The 18,248-nt window shown below is 38.2% G+C and carries 28 protein-coding genes and 1 riboswitch; of the genes, 5 read left to right on the top strand and 23 right to left on the bottom strand.

Annotated elements, in window-relative coordinates; all coding sequences use genetic code 11:
- On the top strand, positions 1–152 hold a 152-nt coding region (locus tag WBG45_RS05220; protein ID WP_424412728.1), incomplete at its 5' end, for an SDR family oxidoreductase.
- Between the two features lie 211 nt (positions 153–363).
- Here WBG45_RS05220 and WBG45_RS05215 read toward each other — a convergent pair.
- From WBG45_RS05215 to WBG45_RS05190, 6 genes are all read right to left on the bottom strand, one after another.
- Positions 364–651, bottom strand: coding sequence for a hypothetical protein (locus WBG45_RS05215; protein WP_424412727.1), 288 nt, complete (start codon positions 649–651; stop codon positions 364–366).
- Positions 652–714: 63 nt separating this feature from the next.
- On the bottom strand, positions 715–1,029 hold the full coding sequence (locus tag WBG45_RS05210) for a DMT family transporter (protein WP_424412726.1): 315 nt from the start codon (positions 1,027–1,029) through the stop codon (positions 715–717).
- Complete coding sequence (locus tag WBG45_RS05205; RefSeq protein ID WP_424412725.1) at positions 1,029–1,364, bottom strand: DMT family transporter; 336 nt, start codon at positions 1,362–1,364, stop codon at positions 1,029–1,031. Before WBG45_RS05205 ends, WBG45_RS05210 begins: the two co-directional genes overlap by 1 nt.
- A 53-nt stretch (positions 1,365–1,417) precedes the next feature.
- Positions 1,418–1,521, bottom strand: a riboswitch (guanidine-I (ykkC/yxkD leader).
- Positions 1,522–1,606: 85 nt separating this feature from the next.
- Positions 1,607–2,032 (bottom strand): NUDIX hydrolase, encoded by a 426-nt coding sequence (locus WBG45_RS05200; protein WP_424412724.1) that lies wholly within the window; start codon positions 2,030–2,032, stop codon positions 1,607–1,609.
- A gap of 123 nt (positions 2,033–2,155) precedes the next feature.
- Positions 2,156–2,983, bottom strand: a complete 828-nt coding sequence (locus tag WBG45_RS05195) for a glycerophosphodiester phosphodiesterase (protein WP_424412723.1) — start codon at positions 2,981–2,983, stop codon at positions 2,156–2,158.
- 78 nt (positions 2,984–3,061) lie between these two features.
- A complete protein-coding gene (locus tag WBG45_RS05190) occupies positions 3,062–3,196 on the bottom strand; it encodes a hypothetical protein (protein WP_424412722.1) in 135 nt (44 codons plus the stop codon).
- 218 nt (positions 3,197–3,414) lie between these two features.
- On the opposite strand from WBG45_RS05190, the gene corA reads away from it, so the two are divergent.
- Positions 3,415–4,377, top strand: a complete 963-nt coding sequence (corA, locus tag WBG45_RS05185; RefSeq protein WP_424412721.1) for a magnesium/cobalt transporter CorA — start codon at positions 3,415–3,417, stop codon at positions 4,375–4,377.
- Between the two features lie 132 nt (positions 4,378–4,509).
- Here the strand turns inward: corA and WBG45_RS05180 are convergent, their stop codons facing one another.
- The 3 genes from WBG45_RS05180 to WBG45_RS05170 form a co-directional block, all read right to left on the bottom strand.
- The gene (locus tag WBG45_RS05180) at positions 4,510–5,391 is read right to left on the bottom strand and encodes an aminoglycoside phosphotransferase family protein (protein WP_424412720.1); all 882 of its coding nucleotides are present in this window, start codon (positions 5,389–5,391) and stop codon (positions 4,510–4,512) included.
- Positions 5,392–5,738: 347 nt separating this feature from the next.
- Positions 5,739–6,278: a DUF1697 domain-containing protein gene (locus tag WBG45_RS05175; protein ID WP_424412719.1), complete on the bottom strand. Its 540-nt coding sequence runs from the start codon at positions 6,276–6,278 to the stop codon at positions 5,739–5,741.
- 24 nt (positions 6,279–6,302) lie between these two features.
- Entirely contained in the window at positions 6,303–7,118 is an 816-nt protein-coding gene (locus tag WBG45_RS05170) for a VanW family protein (protein WP_424412718.1), read from the bottom strand.
- Between the two features lie 143 nt (positions 7,119–7,261).
- Between WBG45_RS05170 and WBG45_RS05165 the strand changes: the two genes are divergently transcribed.
- On the top strand, positions 7,262–8,020 hold the full coding sequence (locus WBG45_RS05165; protein ID WP_424412717.1) for a hypothetical protein: 759 nt from the start codon (positions 7,262–7,264) through the stop codon (positions 8,018–8,020).
- On the opposite strand, the gene WBG45_RS05160 is transcribed toward WBG45_RS05165, so the two are convergent.
- The 4 genes from WBG45_RS05160 to WBG45_RS05145 all read right to left on the bottom strand — a co-directional run bounded on the left by WBG45_RS05160 (position 7,999) and on the right by WBG45_RS05145 (position 10,512).
- On the bottom strand, positions 7,999–8,148 hold the full coding sequence (locus WBG45_RS05160; protein WP_424412716.1) for a hypothetical protein: 150 nt from the start codon (positions 8,146–8,148) through the stop codon (positions 7,999–8,001). The two genes, WBG45_RS05165 and WBG45_RS05160, sit on opposite strands and share 22 nt — an antisense overlap.
- A 90-nt stretch (positions 8,149–8,238) precedes the next feature.
- A complete protein-coding gene (locus WBG45_RS05155; protein WP_424412715.1) occupies positions 8,239–8,649 on the bottom strand; it encodes a pyridoxamine 5'-phosphate oxidase family protein in 411 nt (136 codons plus the stop codon).
- A gap of 65 nt (positions 8,650–8,714) precedes the next feature.
- Entirely contained in the window at positions 8,715–9,731 is a 1,017-nt protein-coding gene (locus WBG45_RS05150; protein ID WP_424412714.1) for a PQQ-dependent sugar dehydrogenase, read from the bottom strand.
- Between the two features lie 49 nt (positions 9,732–9,780).
- Positions 9,781–10,512 carry a sulfite exporter TauE/SafE family protein gene (locus WBG45_RS05145; protein ID WP_424412713.1) on the bottom strand — a complete coding sequence of 244 codons (732 nt, stop codon included), beginning with the start codon at positions 10,510–10,512 and terminating at the stop codon, positions 9,781–9,783.
- Positions 10,513–10,598: 86 nt separating this feature from the next.
- Here WBG45_RS05145 and WBG45_RS05140 point away from each other — a divergent pair, with 86 nt between their 5' ends.
- Positions 10,599–10,790: a CsbD family protein gene (locus WBG45_RS05140; RefSeq protein WP_424412712.1), complete on the top strand. Its 192-nt coding sequence runs from the start codon at positions 10,599–10,601 to the stop codon at positions 10,788–10,790.
- 39 nt (positions 10,791–10,829) lie between these two features.
- Here WBG45_RS05140 and WBG45_RS05135 read toward each other — a convergent pair whose 3' ends face one another.
- From WBG45_RS05135 to WBG45_RS05095, 9 genes are all read right to left on the bottom strand, one after another.
- A complete protein-coding gene (locus WBG45_RS05135) occupies positions 10,830–11,570 on the bottom strand; it encodes an STAS domain-containing protein (protein WP_424412711.1) in 741 nt (246 codons plus the stop codon).
- A complete protein-coding gene (locus tag WBG45_RS05130; protein ID WP_424412710.1) occupies positions 11,557–12,210 on the bottom strand; it encodes a cobalamin B12-binding domain-containing protein in 654 nt (217 codons plus the stop codon). The genes WBG45_RS05135 and WBG45_RS05130 overlap by 14 nt, the downstream gene beginning before the upstream one ends.
- Before the next feature lie 28 nt (positions 12,211–12,238).
- Positions 12,239–12,583 (bottom strand): hypothetical protein, encoded by a 345-nt coding sequence (locus WBG45_RS05125; protein WP_424412709.1) that lies wholly within the window; start codon positions 12,581–12,583, stop codon positions 12,239–12,241.
- Positions 12,580–12,885 carry an antibiotic biosynthesis monooxygenase family protein gene (locus WBG45_RS05120; protein ID WP_424412708.1) on the bottom strand — a complete coding sequence of 102 codons (306 nt, stop codon included), beginning with the start codon at positions 12,883–12,885 and terminating at the stop codon, positions 12,580–12,582. Before WBG45_RS05120 ends, WBG45_RS05125 begins: the two co-directional genes overlap by 4 nt.
- A 152-nt stretch (positions 12,886–13,037) precedes the next feature.
- The gene (locus WBG45_RS05115; protein WP_424412707.1) at positions 13,038–13,526 is read right to left on the bottom strand and encodes a GNAT family N-acetyltransferase; all 489 of its coding nucleotides are present in this window, start codon (positions 13,524–13,526) and stop codon (positions 13,038–13,040) included.
- Between the two features lie 155 nt (positions 13,527–13,681).
- Positions 13,682–14,494, bottom strand: a complete 813-nt coding sequence (locus WBG45_RS05110) for a metallophosphoesterase (RefSeq protein WP_424412706.1) — start codon at positions 14,492–14,494, stop codon at positions 13,682–13,684.
- A 12-nt stretch (positions 14,495–14,506) separates the two neighbouring features.
- A complete protein-coding gene (locus tag WBG45_RS05105) occupies positions 14,507–15,124 on the bottom strand; it encodes an NAD(P)-dependent oxidoreductase (protein WP_424412705.1) in 618 nt (205 codons plus the stop codon).
- Positions 15,125–15,162: 38 nt separating this feature from the next.
- Complete coding sequence (locus tag WBG45_RS05100) at positions 15,163–15,609, bottom strand: DUF4385 domain-containing protein (RefSeq protein WP_424412704.1); 447 nt, start codon at positions 15,607–15,609, stop codon at positions 15,163–15,165.
- Positions 15,610–15,639: 30 nt separating this feature from the next.
- Positions 15,640–16,026, bottom strand: a complete 387-nt coding sequence (locus tag WBG45_RS05095) for a VOC family protein (protein ID WP_424412703.1) — start codon at positions 16,024–16,026, stop codon at positions 15,640–15,642.
- A gap of 87 nt (positions 16,027–16,113) precedes the next feature.
- On the opposite strand from WBG45_RS05095, the gene WBG45_RS05090 reads away from it, so the two are divergent.
- Entirely contained in the window at positions 16,114–16,485 is a 372-nt protein-coding gene (locus WBG45_RS05090) for a VOC family protein (RefSeq protein ID WP_424412702.1), read from the top strand.
- A gap of 612 nt (positions 16,486–17,097) precedes the next feature.
- On the opposite strand, the gene WBG45_RS05085 is transcribed toward WBG45_RS05090, so the two are convergent.
- The gene (locus WBG45_RS05085; protein WP_424412701.1) at positions 17,098–18,051 is read right to left on the bottom strand and encodes a nuclease-related domain-containing protein; all 954 of its coding nucleotides are present in this window, start codon (positions 18,049–18,051) and stop codon (positions 17,098–17,100) included.
- Positions 18,052–18,248 lie beyond the last annotated feature (197 nt).

Genomic DNA, 18,248 nt, shown 5'->3' with positions numbered 1-18,248 from the left:
AGATGATGCAACACTTAGTATCACTGCATCCACTTGGACGTTTGGGTGAGTCCCATGAAGTGGCAAACGCCGTGGTTTTCCTTGCTTCAGATGAAGCAAGTTTCGTGACCGGCGCAAACTTATTGGTAGATGGCGGGTATACTGCTCAATAGAATGTTCATACCTTTATAACTAGAGACCGGCATCACTGAAAAAGCGAAACAGGTCTCTTTTTTTGAGCTTGAGAATTAGGAGGAAATTGGATAGTTGAGATAATAACGTGAAAAGTTACGACAATAATTCAAGAAGTTATGATAATAACGGTGAGAGTTACGACAATAACTAATAAAGTTGCGACAATAGAAGCAAATCTGATGTTACAGCTTAACTATAATGCCAGAATAAGAGGACAATCCCAATCATCATTAGTCCCATGAGAAATGCGACTATACGAAACGCTAAAATGTAATGAGTTTGAGAAAAAAGCTTTTTACGAAGCCATAAAACCAAGACAAAAAATATGGCTATAAATTCTAAAAACCCATAGTCGAAACCGAAATCTTCAATCTCTCCATCGTCATCCTCTTTGTATGTTTTAAATGCGGAGTAAAAACAAGAAATGCCAATAAGACCGAATATAATAGTTGCAATAATAGAGATCCACATCGACAAATAACTTCCTCCTATATTTACAACTTTAAGTGTTTTTGATATTCAAAATCCCACATCATACCATTACGAAATAAACTTCAATCCGACCGCTGCACTTAACACCATGACGATAAACAACATGCGCAACCACGTTCTCGGTTCTCCGTATAAAACCATGCCTAAAATCGCTCCACCAGATGCTCCTATTCCTGTCCATACCGCATAAGCCGTTCCCATCGGAAGACTTTCCATAGCGAACGCAAGGAACAAGAAACTAGCACCAAAACTGACGAACAATCCCGTGATTGATTTCCAATTGCGCTTTTTATGCACTTGGTTGATCATTACAACTCCTGTCATTTCAAATAAACCTGCAATGATTAAAAATAGCCAAGCCATTAGGATGCCACCTCTTCCTGTTCTTTCGTCACTAGCTTGAGTCCTACAACGCCTATTAACAGAAGCGCAATTAACCCAATTTTTGCGATGCTAAAGTCTTGTCCAAAAAGTAAAATATCGGATACTACTGTACCTGCTGTACCGAGTCCTACGAAAACCGCGTAAACGGTTCCCACCGGTAATGTTTTCCCTGCCATTATCATCAAATAAAAACTCACAGCAATCGCTATTGCGGTTCCAATCCATGTCCATACATCATCCGCATGTTTTAAGCCAATGACCCAAAACACTTCAAAAAATGCGGCAATGAATACTTTCATCCACTCTTTATTCATTCAGTTCATCTCCTCCATAAAAATAAGCCTGAGAAATTAACGTAAAATACGTTATCTCCCAGGCTTTTATCCTTCCGTGTATCTTTGCAAATAAGCAAAGCGTTTTCTCTCGGACCAGACCAAACCGGTTGTTTGCGGAACCCTAGAAAACTTAATCGCCACGTTACAAAATGACGCTTTATGAAATTTATCAGTGCATGGCTAGAATAAACCATTGGATGTTGCGAGTCAAATAAAGACTATTAGATGGTCACTAAAATTTCTCGAAACGCTGGGAGTAAGGAGTTATAGGAAGTGTCACTAAGTTCTTCTTTTGAAACCCACACATACTCTGAATGCTCGTCATTCATTTGGAAATTGGCGAGCTGTGCATCGGTAATTTCAGCTACATATGTATAAATTAATCGATAAATCGGCTCGCTTGCCGTATTTCCTTTGAACGTTCGAACGTGAATTTCTGTCAAATTTCCTAGATCTATATTCGTTTCTTCCTTCACTTCACGGAATGCAGCTTCTAGCGGTATTTCATGAAACTTCACTTTGCCTGCTGGCACATTCCAAACACCTGGTGCAACAATTGCTTCTTCCGAGCGTTTTGTGAGGAGAATTTTATTATTAATTTTCAAAATAATTTCTACTGATACACGATAATTGGGATGATGATTCATGGTTATATCTCCGATTCTATGAATTTAAAGATGCCGAGCTTCTTGAAAGCTTCGGCATCTTTAAGATTATTATTAAATTGTCATATTTTCAACTTCGGTTTTTTTCAAAAGCTAGTTAATTTATTATTTTCTTGGGTCAACATAGTCAGGGTAATCCGTTATAATACCGTCCACTTTCATCTCCAAAAGAAAGTCTGCAGATTCTTGGCTACGAACTGTCCATGATGATATTTTCATTCCTTGTGAATGCACTTGATTAACTAGATCTTCAGTTATTAAGCCGTAACTTGGATTGAAATAATCAGCGTAAGTACTAAACTCTTCTAGAGCTTGCGGTGTTGTATGTGCCTTTGACCCTGTCAACACACCAATTGGAACATTCGGCAGGAGGGTATTCATTTTTTTCATAGATTCAAAGTTAAACGATTGAATAATCATTTTTTCATTTTGTGGTTTATCAAGATTGCGTTCTTTTAACTCTTGGGCAATGCTTTCTTCAATGCCAGGATAGAGTTCTGGAGCCTTTAATTCAAGTAAAATACCAATCTTGCCATGATATTTATCGAGAATTTCGTCAAATGTAGGGATTTTTTCTCCAGCAAATTCCTCACCCTTCCAGCTTCCTGCATCTAGATCTCTCAGTTGCGTAGAAGTTAAATCTTTAATATACCCGGTGCCATCTGTTGTTCGGTCCACTGAAGTATCATGTATTATGACTAATTCACCATCTTTAGTTCTTTGAATATCCATCTCGATATAGTCTGCTTTCATTTCTATCGCTTTGTCAAAAGCAGCAATCGTATTTTCAGGTGCATAGCCTGTCGCACCACGATGCGCTATATTATCCACTTGCTTTATCTCTCCTGTTGTTTCTTCAGCAAAAGCCTGTGTAAACGGACTCAACAACAATATTAATGAAAATCCTGTACCCACTAACGCTTTTTTATTCAATTGATCATCTCCTACTCTATTATTTTTGTGTTGCTTCTCATGTTTATGTAACAATGCTTTTCGATCGAAAACCTACGCTTACCTTGCCTTTAAAGGAATTCCTTGCCGTTTCTGTAATGGGAAATTTGCAATGGTCCCAGCAATTCCACCGATTGCTAAAAATGAAAGGATAGCGATAGGAAAAGCTTTCTTTTTCAACTGTATTTGATCCATGTCATTCCTCCTCATAGTTGACTTGCTCTTTTAGTGTAGTGATTGAATATGAAGAGGGTATGAATCGTGTGTTAAGACATTATTTAGAATAATTACCCATCTTTACAATTCATATTTTGGTAGTGAGAAGTGGCTTGTTTTTCTGCTCAAACACGAGCTATACATAAATTTCGTGGTAAACTACTACTAGTATTTATTGCTTGAAACGAGGTTTTTATATGATTCGAACATTTGGAGTTACGGCTGATAGCCAATTAGAAATGGATTTCCCGTTAGAAGATCTTCATACAAAAACATTTGACTGGTATTGGGTTGATTTTGATAAGCCCACTCCTGATGAATGGAAATTGCTGGATTCATTCTTTCATTTCCACCCCCTATCGATTGAAGATTGTTTGCATCGTCTGCAAAGACCTAAAGTCGATTATTATGACGGCTACCAATTTTTTGTCGTGCATACGCTGAATGAAGAGACGCTTGAGGCAGAGGAATTAGATTTATTTATTGGGAAAAATTTTGTTGTGACCTTTCACCATACGACTGTTCATGAGTTGGATTTAGTTCGTGAAAAATTGCAACGTGATGCTTCATTTTGGGAGCGCGGAGCGATTTACGCAATGTATCAAATTCTCGATAAAGTAGTGGATTCTTATTTCCCGCTTGTTTACAAGATTGAAGACCATTTAAATGAAATCGAAGACCAGATGTCATTTGATATGAAACACTTTTCTATGGATACCGTTTTTGAAATGCGTAGTGATTTGTTGTGGTTACGTCGGACGATTTTACCGATGCGTGATTTAATGTATCGTGTGTTGAACTCCAGCCGTTTCGACCTACAAAAGCATGAGTATACCTACTTTGCCGATATTTCCGATCATCTTGTTAAATTAACGGAGATCGTGGAGTCAAACCGTGAGCTCACTGCGGATATTCGGGATAGCTATATGGCCATGAACTCGAATCGTATGAACCGCATCATGATGATTTTAACGATTGTCTCTTCAATCTTCATTCCTCTAACATTTATCGCTGGTGTCTACGGAATGAATTTTGAATACATGCCAGAACTCGAGATGAAAAATGGCTACTTCATTGCACTTGGCGCCATGATACTAATCGGATTATCTATGTTGGCTTGGTTCAAATACAAAGGCTGGATGAGTTTATTTAAACAATAGACTCTGTTTAAGCTATTTGTTGATTTTGTATAAATAAATGCGCTTGGAGATTTATCTCCAAGCGCATTTATTTGACTGTCTTATTTTACTAAAGAGTGTGTTAGTTCAATAAAAAATTCTATTTTAAAGCCCTTATCTATCAGTTTCATAATCATTAATGATTACTTTTATAATATTAAATTTTTCATCTGCGACTGCTTTGTTAGATTGTTTATTATAGTTGTAGGATATTAAAGTCTTCCATAAAGCCCAACCTCTTGCTCTGTTCCAAGTTTCTGCATCAAAATCTAATGCATTCTTGAATGTCTTTCTGCTACTATCATCAAAAAAAGTCCAAGCCATTGCAGCATCGCAAGAAGGGTCTCCTACTCCCAATATCCCAAAATCAATAACCGCACACAATTTACCATTTTTAATTAATATATTTCCTGGGGCTATGTCACCATGGATCCAAACTGGTTCACCAGACCACTTTGAAGTTAATGCCAATTCCCAAATTTCTTTCAATAGGTGTTTATTAAAAGTATTTACATTATTAATGGCATCTCTACACTCATCATCGTATACAGCAATATCTCCGCCTCTATAAAAATTATGTTCCCCAGCTAAGGGACCTCCACTGGCGTCAATAGATTGTAATTCAACTAAAAATTCCCCCAAATCATTGGCAAATTGATTTGAATTATCTATATTTTCAAATGTTAATGTCTCTCCATCCAACCATTTGTTGACTGACCAAGGATGTGGGTAATCCTCATTTGGTTCACCTTTAGCTAATGGTTCAGATATTGGTGTAGAAAGACGTTCGGCTAAAATGGGTAACCATTTTTGTTCTTTTTCCACTTGGGGCACATAGACTTCATCACTTGGTAACCTAACGCTCATACTGTTGCCTAAGTGAAAAGTTTTATTATCATTTCCACCTTTTTTAACAGGTTTAATTTCCAAATTAGACCACTTTGGAAATTGACTATTTATTAACTTCGAAACTAAATCTACGTCTATTTTTATCATTTTATTTCTCCCTATAATTTTATTTATTCATCACCCAAAACCCAGCTACAGTCACAAATTCATTTGATAAACGCATCCTTATCAACCCCTTTAATTTAATTATATTTAATGTACCATATGCGTACTATTATAAGGACTTCTTAGTACACTATCCTGCCTCGTTAGTTTAAGCGGAAATCTTCACAATTTCACATTAAATTTAACCTAAATATCTATTATTGTTATTCATATGAGGAGATCCGTCCTACATATTCTTTAATAATTTATCAACCTTTTCCGTTAACATTGCCAAACATTAAAAAAGACCACTTTCTGCATTGGCAGATGGTGGTCTTTCGCTTTATATTTCACTCCATTGCTTTTGCCATGGTTGCAAGTTTCATGGTGGTTTTCCAGTTGCGAATCGTTGCGGAAACGCCTAACTTTTGAAGTTGCACTGGCAGCTTGGAATCTCGGAAGTTTTGACGCAAAAATAAATAAATCACTTTATCTTGGATAGTGTATTGATCTATGCCGCTTTGGAAGTTCTGTAGTTTGGCAAGAGCTTCTTGGGAAGGAGTTTCTGACAATAAAGTTAGATGGACACTTTCTCCATCCGCTAGTGTTTCTATTGGGTAAGGACAATTGTCGATCATTTGCTGCCATTCCGTAGACGTTCTCAAGATAACAGGGACTGAACAACCGAATGTGTCTTTAATTTGCTGCTCGATTCGTTGGCTAAGTTCGTCTGATTGTGCCTCTGATTCAAATACAATATTGCCACTTTGAATATACGTTTGTACGTTAGTTAAATCCATAGTTCCGAGCAACTGTTTCAAGTCTGCCATTTTGATTATATTGTGGCCACCTACGTTAATTCCTCTTAGCAACGCAATATAGATTGTCATATGTGCACCTCATCATTTCTTCTTTCACTTGTCACCATCGGTCAGGAAAGGCGGATACATCGTAATAGCATGGTTTTCAGTAATAAACTGATCATCGATGCACTCACTACTTCGATTATAGACTTCTCTATGAATGGTATTGTGCCGGACATACCCTCCCCATTGCTCAAGGGTAAACTGATGTTCTTTCTCGTACACTTTGTATGTGTTAGTCGGTAAATTCACTGATCTCCATTCGCCTACTAAGGATAAGTCTGTTACATAAATAATGAGTTGATACGGTTCTGTCGTTTCATTTTTTATTTGAAGGTCTAAATAATTATAGGCACATGTTGCTCCGCTGCCGAAAGGTTGACTTCGTTTGGAATCTGGAAAGACATCGTAACTATGACGGTATCTTTCCGTAACCGTAAGTGGTGTATGTAAGGTCATCCAGTAAATTAAATTTGATAATTGGCATAGCCCTCCACCAACTCCCGTTCGGACTTTTCCATAATGCAAAATCATTCCATCTACATAGCCTTTTCTTTTAGTCGTTGCACCAATGGTCTTCCAATATGAAAAGGTTTCACCAGGTTGAATAACGATTCGATTAATCTTTTTCGCAGCAATTTTTAAATTCGTTACTTTATTGTATTGCATCTGCATGTCGACATCTTTTAATTGACGCAGTAAAGGTGTTTTATGCTTAAAGATGACATGTTCTAACTTTTCTTCGCCTTTATTTTTCGCATATTTTTTCTCATCGAATACCCACTCAGTATAACGTTTCAGTCGATACGCTTTCTTTCCTAAAAAGATTCGAAAACTACTTCTCTTAATTGGTTTTAATGAATTCATATGAATACTCCTTTGACGATTTTGTATATCCCTAAATATGGTATTCGATAGACTCTTCAATTTACCTCCTATATATTTCAATAAATCATTAGATAGGTTATTGGTATAATATTCCTAACGAATATTTAGAGAGGATGTTTTCTATGCACGCACCCAAAGAGATACTTGATGTATGGCAGATGTTTGATGATAAGCCGATGGATACGTTGGTGAAGTTATGGTGGTCTAAACAAAGTGATGGCGGATCTCAACGCCCGGTTTCCTTAATAAAGGAACATTTCTTACAATATGGAGTAGCAGGGAATTGTGTGGATTTATCGCTTTGGCTGATTGAAGAGTTTCGTGCTGCAGGAATCGAAGCTTATGGAATTATTGATGATGTCTGTGCCGAGCGAGCGCATATCGCAGTAATTGCTGTAGATTGTAAGGGGCTCCGTTACTTATGCGACCTTGGTGATCAGTGGATTCAACCGATTTCCATTGATGGGGATGTTATGAATGAGCACGGCTTCACTGATGGATTTTTCCCGGCTGCAAAAGTAAAAGTTTTGACCGAAGGATATAGAACCACGATTTCTTATCAACGTCCCAATGGAAAAGTATCGCAGGCTACTTACCATACAACACCACTGGACGACAGGTTATTGTGGACGATTTCTGAGCGTGTTCAACGCGTTTTCCGTAAGACTCCATTGATCGAAATTCGCCTTCCAATTGAAGATGAAATTGCCCATTGGGAGTTTGATAACTGGACAAGTTTTTTGAGTACTTCACAGAAATTGCACGTAGAAGAATCCAACTTAAATTTAGAACAGTGGGTTGAACGCATAAATTTGAGAACTGGTATGAAGAAAGAATTTTTACAAGAAGCATTAAAATATTATGAAAATATTGATGTGTAAACATTTTCTGTCCATTCATTTGATGTTTCTGTCCAGTCATTGAATGTTATCGTCCATTCGTTCTGAGTTGTTGTCCATTCGTTCTGAGTTGTTGTCCATTCATTCAGTGTTGTCGTCCATTCAATCAATGTTGTCGTCCATTCGCCCTGAGACGGACACTTCGTCCTCTCCATAAACACAAAAAGCTCACTCTCAACAGAGAGCGAGCTTTTCTTACACTAAAATTCAATTGTTTCAGGTGGTTGACCAGTTTTATTCATTAGTCGTACAGATGAAGGTTTGACTACTAGAATTACTAAGTTCGGATCTTCTGGTCCTTCAAACCAATTTTTCATATGGTCGTTCCAAATTTTTTCTTTTAAGCTTTCGTCTGTGCTTTCAGTGACTTGGCCTTCAATCTCTAAGAATGCATCGCCAAATCCTTCACCTTCATAGCCAATTAAAATATGGGTGTATGGATTTGCTTCAATGTCTTCCACTTTGTGTGTGTTTTTGTTTGTAGGCGTATATAGAGTGAAATCTTCGTTGTAGAAAGTCATATACCTTGAATGGGGTTTATTACTTTTCACGGTTGCCATTGTGCCGATGCGACTTTCGTTTAATATGTTCAATGCTTGTTCTTTACTCATTCGAAATCAGCTCCTTTGTGAAAGTATTCCTTTCACTTCCTTCACTTAAACATGCGAATGTGCTGTTATTTCTCTTCAAGTTGGTAAAGTTTATCATCGTCTGCTGCTGGAGTTCCTCGGCCATCTCGATTATTTGTGACGAAGAATAGTTCTTCCCCATTTGAAAATACATCCCGAATTCGTCCGAAACCGGTAATTTTATCTTCTAATTCGCCAGTGTCGATATTAACGACTAATATGCCTTCGCCACGAAGTGCGGCAACATATAACTTTCCTTTATGAAACGTCATACCAGAAGGTGCCCATGTATCGTTCGCTCCAGAATGAAGCAACGGTGTTACAAGTCCTTCCCGTTCCTCGTCTCCTTCAATTAATGGCCAACCATAATTTTGGCCTTCTTCGATTTTGTTGATTTCATCGTGTGCGGATTGCCCATGTTCTGAAGCAAATAATTCTCCGTCTTCGGTCCATGCGAGTCCTTGTGGATTGCGATGACCTAGACTGACTGTTTCCCATTGATTATCGGCAGTTAAGCGAATAATTTTACCGTTTTTAGATTGTGGATCTTGCGCTAAATCCGGATTCGCTGCATCGCCAATCGTTGCATATAACAATCCATCCGGACCTATTTCGAGGCGTCCACCATGATGGACATTCCCAGTTGAAATGCCATCTAAATGGATGTCGGTTTCTTTCCAGACGTTACCTTCTAACTTCAATGTTACGATACGATTGAAGGGACCTTCCCCGTCGTCATAATTATAGTAAGCAAAGGCAGTTTTCGTTTCCTCGAATGTCGGTGTTAAGACAAAGCCTAGTAAACCCGCTTCTGCAACCTTTGCTAAAGGAGATGAAAACTCCACTTTCTGATGTTCAACTTTGCCGTCTGCTTTTACGTAAGCAATGGTGCCGACACGTTCTGATATGTAAAATTCATTACCCACTTGATTAATAGACCATGGAATTTGCAGGTTTGTAGCCACTTCTTTTAAAGATTCTGGTTCAGCGGTTGCCTCTTGTTCCTGGAGTCCACACCCACTGACTAGGAGAAAACAAAATGCGAGAACAAAGAATTTTTTCAAGACGGTCACCTCCTGCTTTTTCTTTCTATTATACAGAAAATTTCAATTATTATAAATTAGTAACGACAATTTGAATGAGTAATGCGATAGTGACCATTCTCAGTAAAGGCTTTACATATTCTTTTTTGATTTTGCGGGCAAGATGAACACCGATTTGCGCACCACTAACGGATCCGAGTAATAACGCAATAGTCACGGCCCACATGATCTTACCTGTAGCAATATAGGTAATGGAGGCTCCGAAACAACTTGAAAAAATGGCGATGCGGGCAAGCCCAACAGCACGAATATAGGATACGCCGATATGTGATAAGACATACATCATTAACGTTCCTGAGCCTGGACCGAATACCCCGTCATAAAAGCCGATGCCAAAAAGACTGAAGCCACTTTTTTTATTAACTACTAATGGACGGTTACCGTTAAAATCACTTGATCCTAAAAACGAACTGAGTAAGGCAAAGCTAAGCAATACCACAGCGATGATAATCATTGTACGTTCTGTTAAAAGAGAGGCGATTAAGCCACCTGAAATTCCGCCACCAAGACATAGAGGCATTACGATTAAAGCTTCTTTAACGGTGATTTCTTTATATTTATATATGACAATAAAACTAGATAGAGAGCTTACTGTATTTGAGACTTTATTGGCTCCAATCGCGGAGTGTACCGGAATTCCCATTAGCAACATGGCAGGTAAGCTGATTAAGCCTCCACCACCTGCAAGTGTGCCAAGTACATTGGCAATTAAACCGATGATAAATAACCAAATGAATTCCATGAGCAACCTCTTTTGCAAAATAGTGTGTTTATAACTGAATGAGTCGGGTACTTACTTAATAACTAACATTATTAGGAGGAATTCACATGACTAACGATAATGGATTTTCGGACAAATTAAAAGCTGGCGTAAATAAAGCCAAAGGTGAAGTTAAAGATCAAGTTGGAAATGCAACAGATGATAAGTCCCTTCAAGCTGAAGGTAAGTTCGATAAAGCTAAAGGTGCCGTCCAAGAAAAGATTGGCGAAACAAAAGATCGTCACACTGATCATAGATAATAACAAAACAGTTGCTCTCTTTTCCTGAGGGCAACTGTTTTATGTTAATAAAGATATCGCTTCTTGTAAGGTCGTTAAATACGTAGTAATTCCGCGCTCAGAATATTTTAGTAAGCTTGTGTGTTTTGGTTTAATCCCTACAACATACGGTTGTATCCCCATAATTTGAAATGTCTCAATTAACTCTTGAAATTGATTAATACCAAAATCCGTAATGACTTCAATACCATTAAAATCAAATATGACAATGGTGAAATTCCGCTCATATAACTCAGAAGATAGGCGTTCTTGTGTACTCGAAATTAAATCTTGATCAAGATGACCAAAAAGCGGAACTAGAGCTACATGTTTCGAAAGAGGGATGATGGGTGCTGACAGTTTTTTAATTTCTACAAGCTGTTTTTCTGCCACTTCTTTTTGTGATAATAACTCAAAATCAACATGGGCCAATCGGTTTTGATGTTCTTGAACGACTGTCATGATTTTTTCGATTTTATTTCCTAATCCATAACATTGAATGATTCCTTCTTCGCCACTCCATGTAACGGATACAGCAAACAATTCTTGTTCATCTTTACTTGTTTTTAAATTCATTTCAATTGGTTCTTTAAGTGTTTCATCAAGTAAGCGTTGATGTTTTACCACACTGCCAGCGTCTAAAACGTCTGAGAATTGCTTTACATTCCCAAATAAACGCAGCGCCGATTCAGACATTCCCTTTATGTGTAGCATACGATCAACGATTAACGTTGGAAAAGGCAACGAACTAATGGGTAACATGCGGCACCACCTCGTTGTATTCCTTCATCCACTCGTCTAACACTTCAAAATTACGAATCATGCGTGTAGATGGTGATGCATATTCCGACAACTCATAAGAGGAAATCAAACGACTACCGACAAGAAGCTGAGGTCTACTTTGAATGCTTTCCAATTGCTCAACGTATGCCTTTAATTGTTCCAAATGATGAATAATTGTTAGTGAAATACCAATCACATCTGGTTTAAATCGTTCTGCAGCATCGACAGCATAAGTTAATGGTAAATTTGTCCCCATGAATCGGACATCCCAACCTGCTTGTTCAAATAAATGGGCTGCCATTTTCATTCCTAAAGAGTGCTGTTCTTTCTCCACACTGAAAAACATCGCTTTTTTCGACGTTTCTGTAATCGGCGCTTTTTTCACCATACTGTGAAATTTAGCTAATACAAAATCACATGTAGACGTAGCTAAATGTTCATCCGCTACGGAAATTTCATCTTTTTCCCACATCTCACCGATTAGTTGCATCGCTTCTGTTACATAGTTTTGATAGATGGAAGCAATCGAAGTTCCTCCCCTATAGAGTGTTTCTATTTGCACAAATGCTTCATCTGATTTCCCTTCAATCAAAGCATTTACTAAATTCTTCGGGGTCATTCTCTTCACCTCAATCTATCTATTATCTTCATTGTATTGCTTTAATTCCTTGTTTCAATAGCTGTTGAAACGCCTTTGCGTCTGAATCATTGGTCGTTTCTAACACATCATGAATTCGCTGAAAATTATCGATGACATGATTTTTGTTCATTCCACGGGCGGTTAATAAGTTCGTTAACCATATCGCGTAGTCCGTGAAAACTTCGGATTGTCCCAGTGATGCCGCCGTTTGTAAATGATCGAAGTGATGATGATTATCTTCATAACAACGAGCTTTACCCGCTTCCCCGAAACGTTCAAGAATTTCAGGATAAGCTTCGTAAATTTCTACCACAACCTGGTCAATCGCTGTTTCTCTCGCTTGTTTATTCATGTAGCCACCACTTGATACTTTGAAACTTTTGGTACGATAGCCGCAAGTTCTTGATCTGGATAATTTTTTTCTAAGTCATGCACATGCTTGAACGCATCACTCGTTACCCATTTCATATAAGCCGCTTTATCGACCCATTGCATATGAACAGTTAGTTCTTCTGGTCGTTTATCATTTTGTAATAAATGAAAGGCTTCAAATCCTTCGAATGTATCCACAAGGCGAGACCGATTTTGATAAATCGCGATGACTTCATCTGCCTTTCCTTTTGGAACATGAACCATAGAATGGACAATATACACGGAATTCGTACCCCTTTCATTTTCGATGTTTCATAAATTCAGTTTTTTCAGCTTACCATATCTTCTTTCGGAAATCTAAATATACGACTATTTATAGGTTTTAAAACCTACTAAAATTCCTTTTTTTTCAAACTGTATATCAGGTGTGACTGCTAGTTATCCTCTTTTGGCACATATAAATGAAGAGCATATTGCTGACCTTTAGGACCCATATATCGTCTTCCTTCATCTGTAAAACCAGCTTTTAAATAAACGTGTAAAGCTGTTTCATTTAACTCGTTTACACCTAGAACTACTTCATCAAATTGAGGGAACTGTTGGTGAATGAAAGAAGGAAGTTCACGGATTGCGTCTTCCGCAACACCTTGACCTTGAAAATCCGGATGAATGGAAAAGCCACTCATTAGAACTGAGTTTGGATTTTCAGTATACGAATAACGCTCATCACTGACGTCTAGCACAAAAAATCCAGCGATTTGATTGCGAGATAAAATTGTAACTGGCGTTCTCGAATGGCCATCATGTTTCAGCAAATCTAATGGATGTTCCGTGTATTCTAGTTGTTCGGGTGTTAATGGATAAAATTGCAATGCTTGCTGGTGATCAGGCTGATAAGGACTTAATGTTATTGAGTTTGACAATGGAAATCTCTCCTTTGAGTTGTTGAATATGTGTTAGTTCATCAGTAGTTCTGTCATGTTTTGAGACTCTTGAATTTGGTTCTATAGTAGTTATTCGTTCCTTTGAACTATATTTCTGTCCGTAGGTTAGGGATTTCTAATAGTGGCAGCCGCGTTCAACTTGATTTTAAGGTAACCACAACAATTTCTGGCAAGTTAAATAAACGCATTGGAATGATACTGTTTCCAAGGCCACGACTAACCACAAGTTTAGATTCTCCTTGTTCATGAATGCCAGCTGTATATTTAGGGAAATACCCTTGGCCAGGTGCAACAAGTCCACCCATTCCAGGGATACGAAACTGTCCTCCATGAGCATGGCCTGATAACGTCACATCTATCCCCGCATCAACATAAGCTTGAAAGTCTTCTGGTCGATGGGCAAGTAGAACCGTGAATGCATCACTTGGCATACGTGAATCTGAGATCATCTTAGAAGCAACCTCTCCCATTAATGGATCTTCGATACCTGTTAAAGAAATAACTTCTCCGCCACGCTCAAGATTTAATGTTTCATTTGCTAGAACCCGAACACCACGTGTGGTTAGTTGTTCTTTAATTCGATCCACATCATTGGTCGCTACTTCATGATTCCCTGTTACGTAATAAACATCAGCGATTTCCACAATTTGATCAATGAGATCTAAACTATTTTGCAAGTTGTACCGATTGCTATCAATGATATCTCCTGTAATTACAATCATATCTGGCTTAGCTTGTTGAATTTTATTCGCTAAACGTTGTTGATTTTCACCAAACGTAGCATCATGCAAATCTGACACTTGTACAATCCGGTATCCATCAAAAGACGTTGGAATCTCAGATGATTGAATGGTGTAGTTAGACACAGTTAGCCAGTTATTATTGACGTAAAAGAAGCCAACCAAAAAAGCGATAATTAATAAGATTTTCACTAATTTCTTAATCATATGAGACTCCTTTTAATATGCAATACCAACTCGTGACGCAACAAATTGCGGGTCTAGCAATTCGTTGTAAGCAAAAAATGCTGTGTCACCTACTGATATTTCAACGCCATCTTGAGGTAAAAAGTTGCGCTCAGTCCGCCATTCCCCCGTTGCTTCACCATCGGGTAAATAGGTTGGACACACAATCGTCCACTCTAAATTCGTCGCTGCAAGCTGTTCATAAACCTTGGCATGTTCTTCAGCAGCAAACGTTAAGCGACGTTTCGACTCTGTTGATTGGAAACGATATAGCTCCGAATTAGTTCGGCTTTGCAAAATTCCTGCCGTACCAATTGTAACGATTCGCTTAACGTCTCCCTTATTCATAGCTTCTATAATTAACGGAATTGCATCTGTTAATGTCGTTGTTTTATCAGTACCGATTGCACTAAATACAGCATCCGCACCCTCAATTGCTTTATTTAAGAGTGAAAAGTCGCGAATATCACCTTCTAAAATCGTTAAGTTTTCATGTGGTGTTAATTTTGATGGCGTACGCACAAGTGCAGTCACATGTAGTCCATCTTGAAGCCCTCGTCTCAATACTTCATTTCCTACTCGCCCAGTTGCACCGAAAATTGTAATATTCATGAAGATTCCTCCGAATCTAGTTTTCTAACTAAGTATGATTAGCCAAATTCTTTTTGATGTTTCTTTTTTCGTTTTAGATAGTCTTTATCCTGGCGAATTTGGTCCCATTTCTTTTTGAAAATAGCGGCCGACTTCGCTTTCACATGATCTATGTCGCGTTCCTTAGTTGATCCGTCCTCATTGTATTTCCGACCACCCTTATAATTGGTGTATCTGCGTGCACGTGTATAGCCCATTTGGATAAATTTACGCGCCATATCCATTCCTACAAAATCGTCTCTTTTCCGATATTCCTCGAACAACTCCATTATTTTTTCAGAAGATTCCTTTGCAATATCCGGTGTTTTAAACCGCCAATGGGGGAGGATTTCACCTTTATAAGGCTCTACCAACAAAACACCTTGTTCTCCGCGACCTACTCGGTACAATTCCGGCTGTTTTCGAAAGTCCAAGTTGTCAAAATCCAAATCATAATCAAATGGCATGTCTTTCACCCCTTTTACTACTCATACCCTTTATTCAGGTGCTACAATCTCCAATTTAAATCGATCTGGATCTTCAAAAAACACTGCATAATACTGACTTCCTCCAGCATAAGGATGACGATCTTTATATAATATCGTGATTCCTCGATTGATTAGTTGTTTCGTTAAATCGTCTACTTGTTTACGTGACTCTCCATGAAACGCTAAGTGATTTAATCCTGTACGACCTCGGTGGTACGCAGTTTCTGCATGCTTTTCTTCCGTTTGAACAAACACAAGATAAGTGTCGTCGTACTTATAACTAAAACCTTTCTCCCACTCTTGATAAAGTGTATAGCCCAATTTCGGCAATAAGAAATCATAAAAGTTGCGTGATTCCTTTAAATTCGAAACGTTCATTTCCACGTGGTGTAACATACGTATCCCCCTTTTTTATAGGATACCATAGCAGGAGTTTCCTTCTTTTCGTCGAAAGAATAATAGTGAGAAATTGGAGGTTATTAGATGAAGAATTTGGGGATTGAGTCAATCGGGCAAATTGCTGTAAATGTTAAAGATGTGACTCGCGCGGTGAATTTTTATAAAGATGTTATCGGTTTGCCGTTATTGTTTGAATCAAATGGATTAGCCTTTTTTCAATGCGGTGAAACACGATTACTTTTGAGTCTGCCAGAAAAAGCAGAATTTGATCATCCAAGTTCAGTCTTATATTTCAAAACAGACAAACTTTCTTCTACTGTCATGTCCATGCAGGAAGCAGGAGCAGAATTTATTGATGAACCACATATGGTTGGCAAAATGGGCGACATCGAAATTTGGATGGCCTTTTTCAAAGATGGCGAAGGCAACACTCATGCAGTTATGAGTGAAGTATAAGACATATGAAAAACCTTCTGACGAAAAGGAAGGTTTTTTTCTTTTAACGAGAAGGCGCTGTCCTTCTCCAAATTAGGATTTTAGGAAGATTTAGTGGGTTGTCCGTTCATTATGGTTTGTTGTCCACTCATTGCGCGTGGTTGTCCACTCGTTGGGCGTGGTCGTCCATTCAATAGCCATTTCCGTCCACTCATTGTTACTAGTTGTCCATTCAGCTAATTTTCACTCTCGAAAACCCATTTTATATGCTCAGCCTTATTCCAAATTAGGTTTCTTCCTCTCATTGTGGTTTGTTGTCCACTCATTGCGCGTGGTTGTCCACTCGTTATGGTTCGTTGTCCACTCGTTACGCGTGGTTGTCCATTCAATAGCAATTTCCGTCCACTCATTGTTACTAGTTGTCCATTCAGCTAGTTTTCACTCTCGAAAACCCATTTTATATGCTCAGCCTTATTCCAAATTAGGTTTCTTCCACTCATTGTGGGTTGTTGTCCACTCATTATGGGTTGTTGTCCACTCAACTTTGATTTCTGTCCACTCGTTGCGCGTGGTTGTCCATTCAATAGCAATTTCCGTCCACTCATTGTTACTAGTTGTCCATTCAGCTAATTTTCACTCTCGAAAACCCATTTTATATGTTGTACGATTCCCTTTACCTTCTATTATGAGATTCATTTCTTTTAAAAGTCTAGAAACCAACTGATGACTCTGAACCCCTAAGAATTCTCGACATTTCTTATTCGTAATTTCTCCACCGATCAACATAAACCATTCCTTTATAGCCTGAATATGAGCATACGGGTCTCTATGAAAGCACGCCTCACAAATCCATGTACGAAAACTCCGCTTCATCATTCCTTCACAACATTTCGTACAAAATACACCCTTTTTCAAACATGCAGTATCTACATGCCATCTATCACAAATAGGAAAGGGATTGAAGGGTTGATGTGCCTCGACTAACATTTCTGCAATAATTTTTGCTTGATTCGGCTCAATCGTGTTTTGATTTTTAATTTGTCGTTTAATAAATGAAGGTATTTCTCCAAGGAATAGCACTGGATGCTGATTTGGCTGCACGTTCACTTTTTGTGTTGAATTGGACAATACGACAGCTCCCAAAATAGGCATATGTATGTCCTTTAAACGAAACCAATCAAAGAGCAAGTCACTATTTCGATCAATTTGAACCATTGGACTCTCAAAATGGTCTATTTGTCCATTTTCTAAAACCCTTGATATTTGGCCCGTTCCGACTAAGAAAGACATATCGCCTGCTATGTTTTTCACCTCTAAAATCAGGGCGAAATTCGGCGTGATTACGAGGCAATCAATTTGCGCCCGTCCTGTTGAGTAAAAGGAAACATCATGTAGAATGTAAATCTCATCTAAGAACGTGTAATTTTCAAATACCTTTACCAAATTTAATTCTCCACGAATGCCAGCGGTCTTCATCCTTATCTTTTTATCTATCGTCTCTCTTTGCGGGTGACTCTCTGGTAATCGTTTGGATAGTGCTTGTAATCCTTCTAAATGGAGGTCTATTCCCCGTATTTTCATAATCATCTCATCACCTCATTTGCATGTTAACACAAGAAAATTCAGGCTTTTTTACTTATAGTTTATTTGAACTATAATAACAGCCGAAAATGAAATTATCAGGGGCACATAAGTGACCAAAATAAAATTTTGAGCTAGTTTCATTTTTCTTACCAATTTTAAGTAAAGTTAGCATCTCCTTAGGTTAAATAGAAAAAAGGTGA

Source organism: Paenisporosarcina sp. (assembly GCF_049671445.1).
Classification (GTDB): Bacteria; Bacillota; Bacilli; order Bacillales_A; family Planococcaceae; genus Paenisporosarcina.
The sequence above is the reverse complement of the archived record's forward strand: the minus strand, read 5'-3'. Positions and strand labels throughout refer to the sequence as shown.

Coding starts and splice junctions, on each gene's coding strand:
- corA (WP_424412721.1), top strand. CDS start 3,415: ATGATTCGAACATTTGGAGTTACGGCTGATAGCCAATTAGAAATGGAT.
- WBG45_RS05105 (WP_424412705.1), bottom strand. CDS start 15,124: ATGAATATTACAATTTTCGGTGCAACTGGGCGAGTAGGAAATGAAGTA.
- WBG45_RS05135 (WP_424412711.1), bottom strand. CDS start 11,570: ATGTTACCCATTAGTTCGTTGCCTTTTCCAACGTTAATCGTTGATCGT.
- WBG45_RS05210 (WP_424412726.1), bottom strand. CDS start 1,029: ATGGCTTGGCTATTTTTAATCATTGCAGGTTTATTTGAAATGACAGGA.
- WBG45_RS05200 (WP_424412724.1), bottom strand. CDS start 2,032: ATGAATCATCATCCCAATTATCGTGTATCAGTAGAAATTATTTTGAAA.
- WBG45_RS05130 (WP_424412710.1), bottom strand. CDS start 12,210: ATGACCCCGAAGAATTTAGTAAATGCTTTGATTGAAGGGAAATCAGAT.
- WBG45_RS05100 (WP_424412704.1), bottom strand. CDS start 15,609: ATGCCATTTGATTATGATTTGGATTTTGACAACTTGGACTTTCGAAAA.
- WBG45_RS05085 (WP_424412701.1), bottom strand. CDS start 18,051: ATGATTATGAAAATACGGGGAATAGACCTCCATTTAGAAGGATTACAA.
- WBG45_RS05180 (WP_424412720.1), bottom strand. CDS start 5,391: ATGATAAAAATAGACGTAGATTTAGTTTCGAAGTTAATAAATAGTCAA.
- WBG45_RS05170 (WP_424412718.1), bottom strand. CDS start 7,118: ATGAATTCATTAAAACCAATTAAGAGAAGTAGTTTTCGAATCTTTTTA.
- WBG45_RS05155 (WP_424412715.1), bottom strand. CDS start 8,649: ATGAGTAAAGAACAAGCATTGAACATATTAAACGAAAGTCGCATCGGC.
- WBG45_RS05190 (WP_424412722.1), bottom strand. CDS start 3,196: ATGGATCAAATACAGTTGAAAAAGAAAGCTTTTCCTATCGCTATCCTT.
- WBG45_RS05175 (WP_424412719.1), bottom strand. CDS start 6,278: ATGACAATCTATATTGCGTTGCTAAGAGGAATTAACGTAGGTGGCCAC.
- WBG45_RS05090 (WP_424412702.1), top strand. CDS start 16,114: ATGAAGAATTTGGGGATTGAGTCAATCGGGCAAATTGCTGTAAATGTT.
- WBG45_RS05165 (WP_424412717.1), top strand. CDS start 7,262: ATGCACGCACCCAAAGAGATACTTGATGTATGGCAGATGTTTGATGAT.
- WBG45_RS05095 (WP_424412703.1), bottom strand. CDS start 16,026: ATGTTACACCACGTGGAAATGAACGTTTCGAATTTAAAGGAATCACGC.
- WBG45_RS05125 (WP_424412709.1), bottom strand. CDS start 12,583: ATGAATAAACAAGCGAGAGAAACAGCGATTGACCAGGTTGTGGTAGAA.
- WBG45_RS05140 (WP_424412712.1), top strand. CDS start 10,599: ATGACTAACGATAATGGATTTTCGGACAAATTAAAAGCTGGCGTAAAT.
- WBG45_RS05145 (WP_424412713.1), bottom strand. CDS start 10,512: ATGGAATTCATTTGGTTATTTATCATCGGTTTAATTGCCAATGTACTT.
- WBG45_RS05205 (WP_424412725.1), bottom strand. CDS start 1,364: ATGAATAAAGAGTGGATGAAAGTATTCATTGCCGCATTTTTTGAAGTG.
- WBG45_RS05110 (WP_424412706.1), bottom strand. CDS start 14,494: ATGATTAAGAAATTAGTGAAAATCTTATTAATTATCGCTTTTTTGGTT.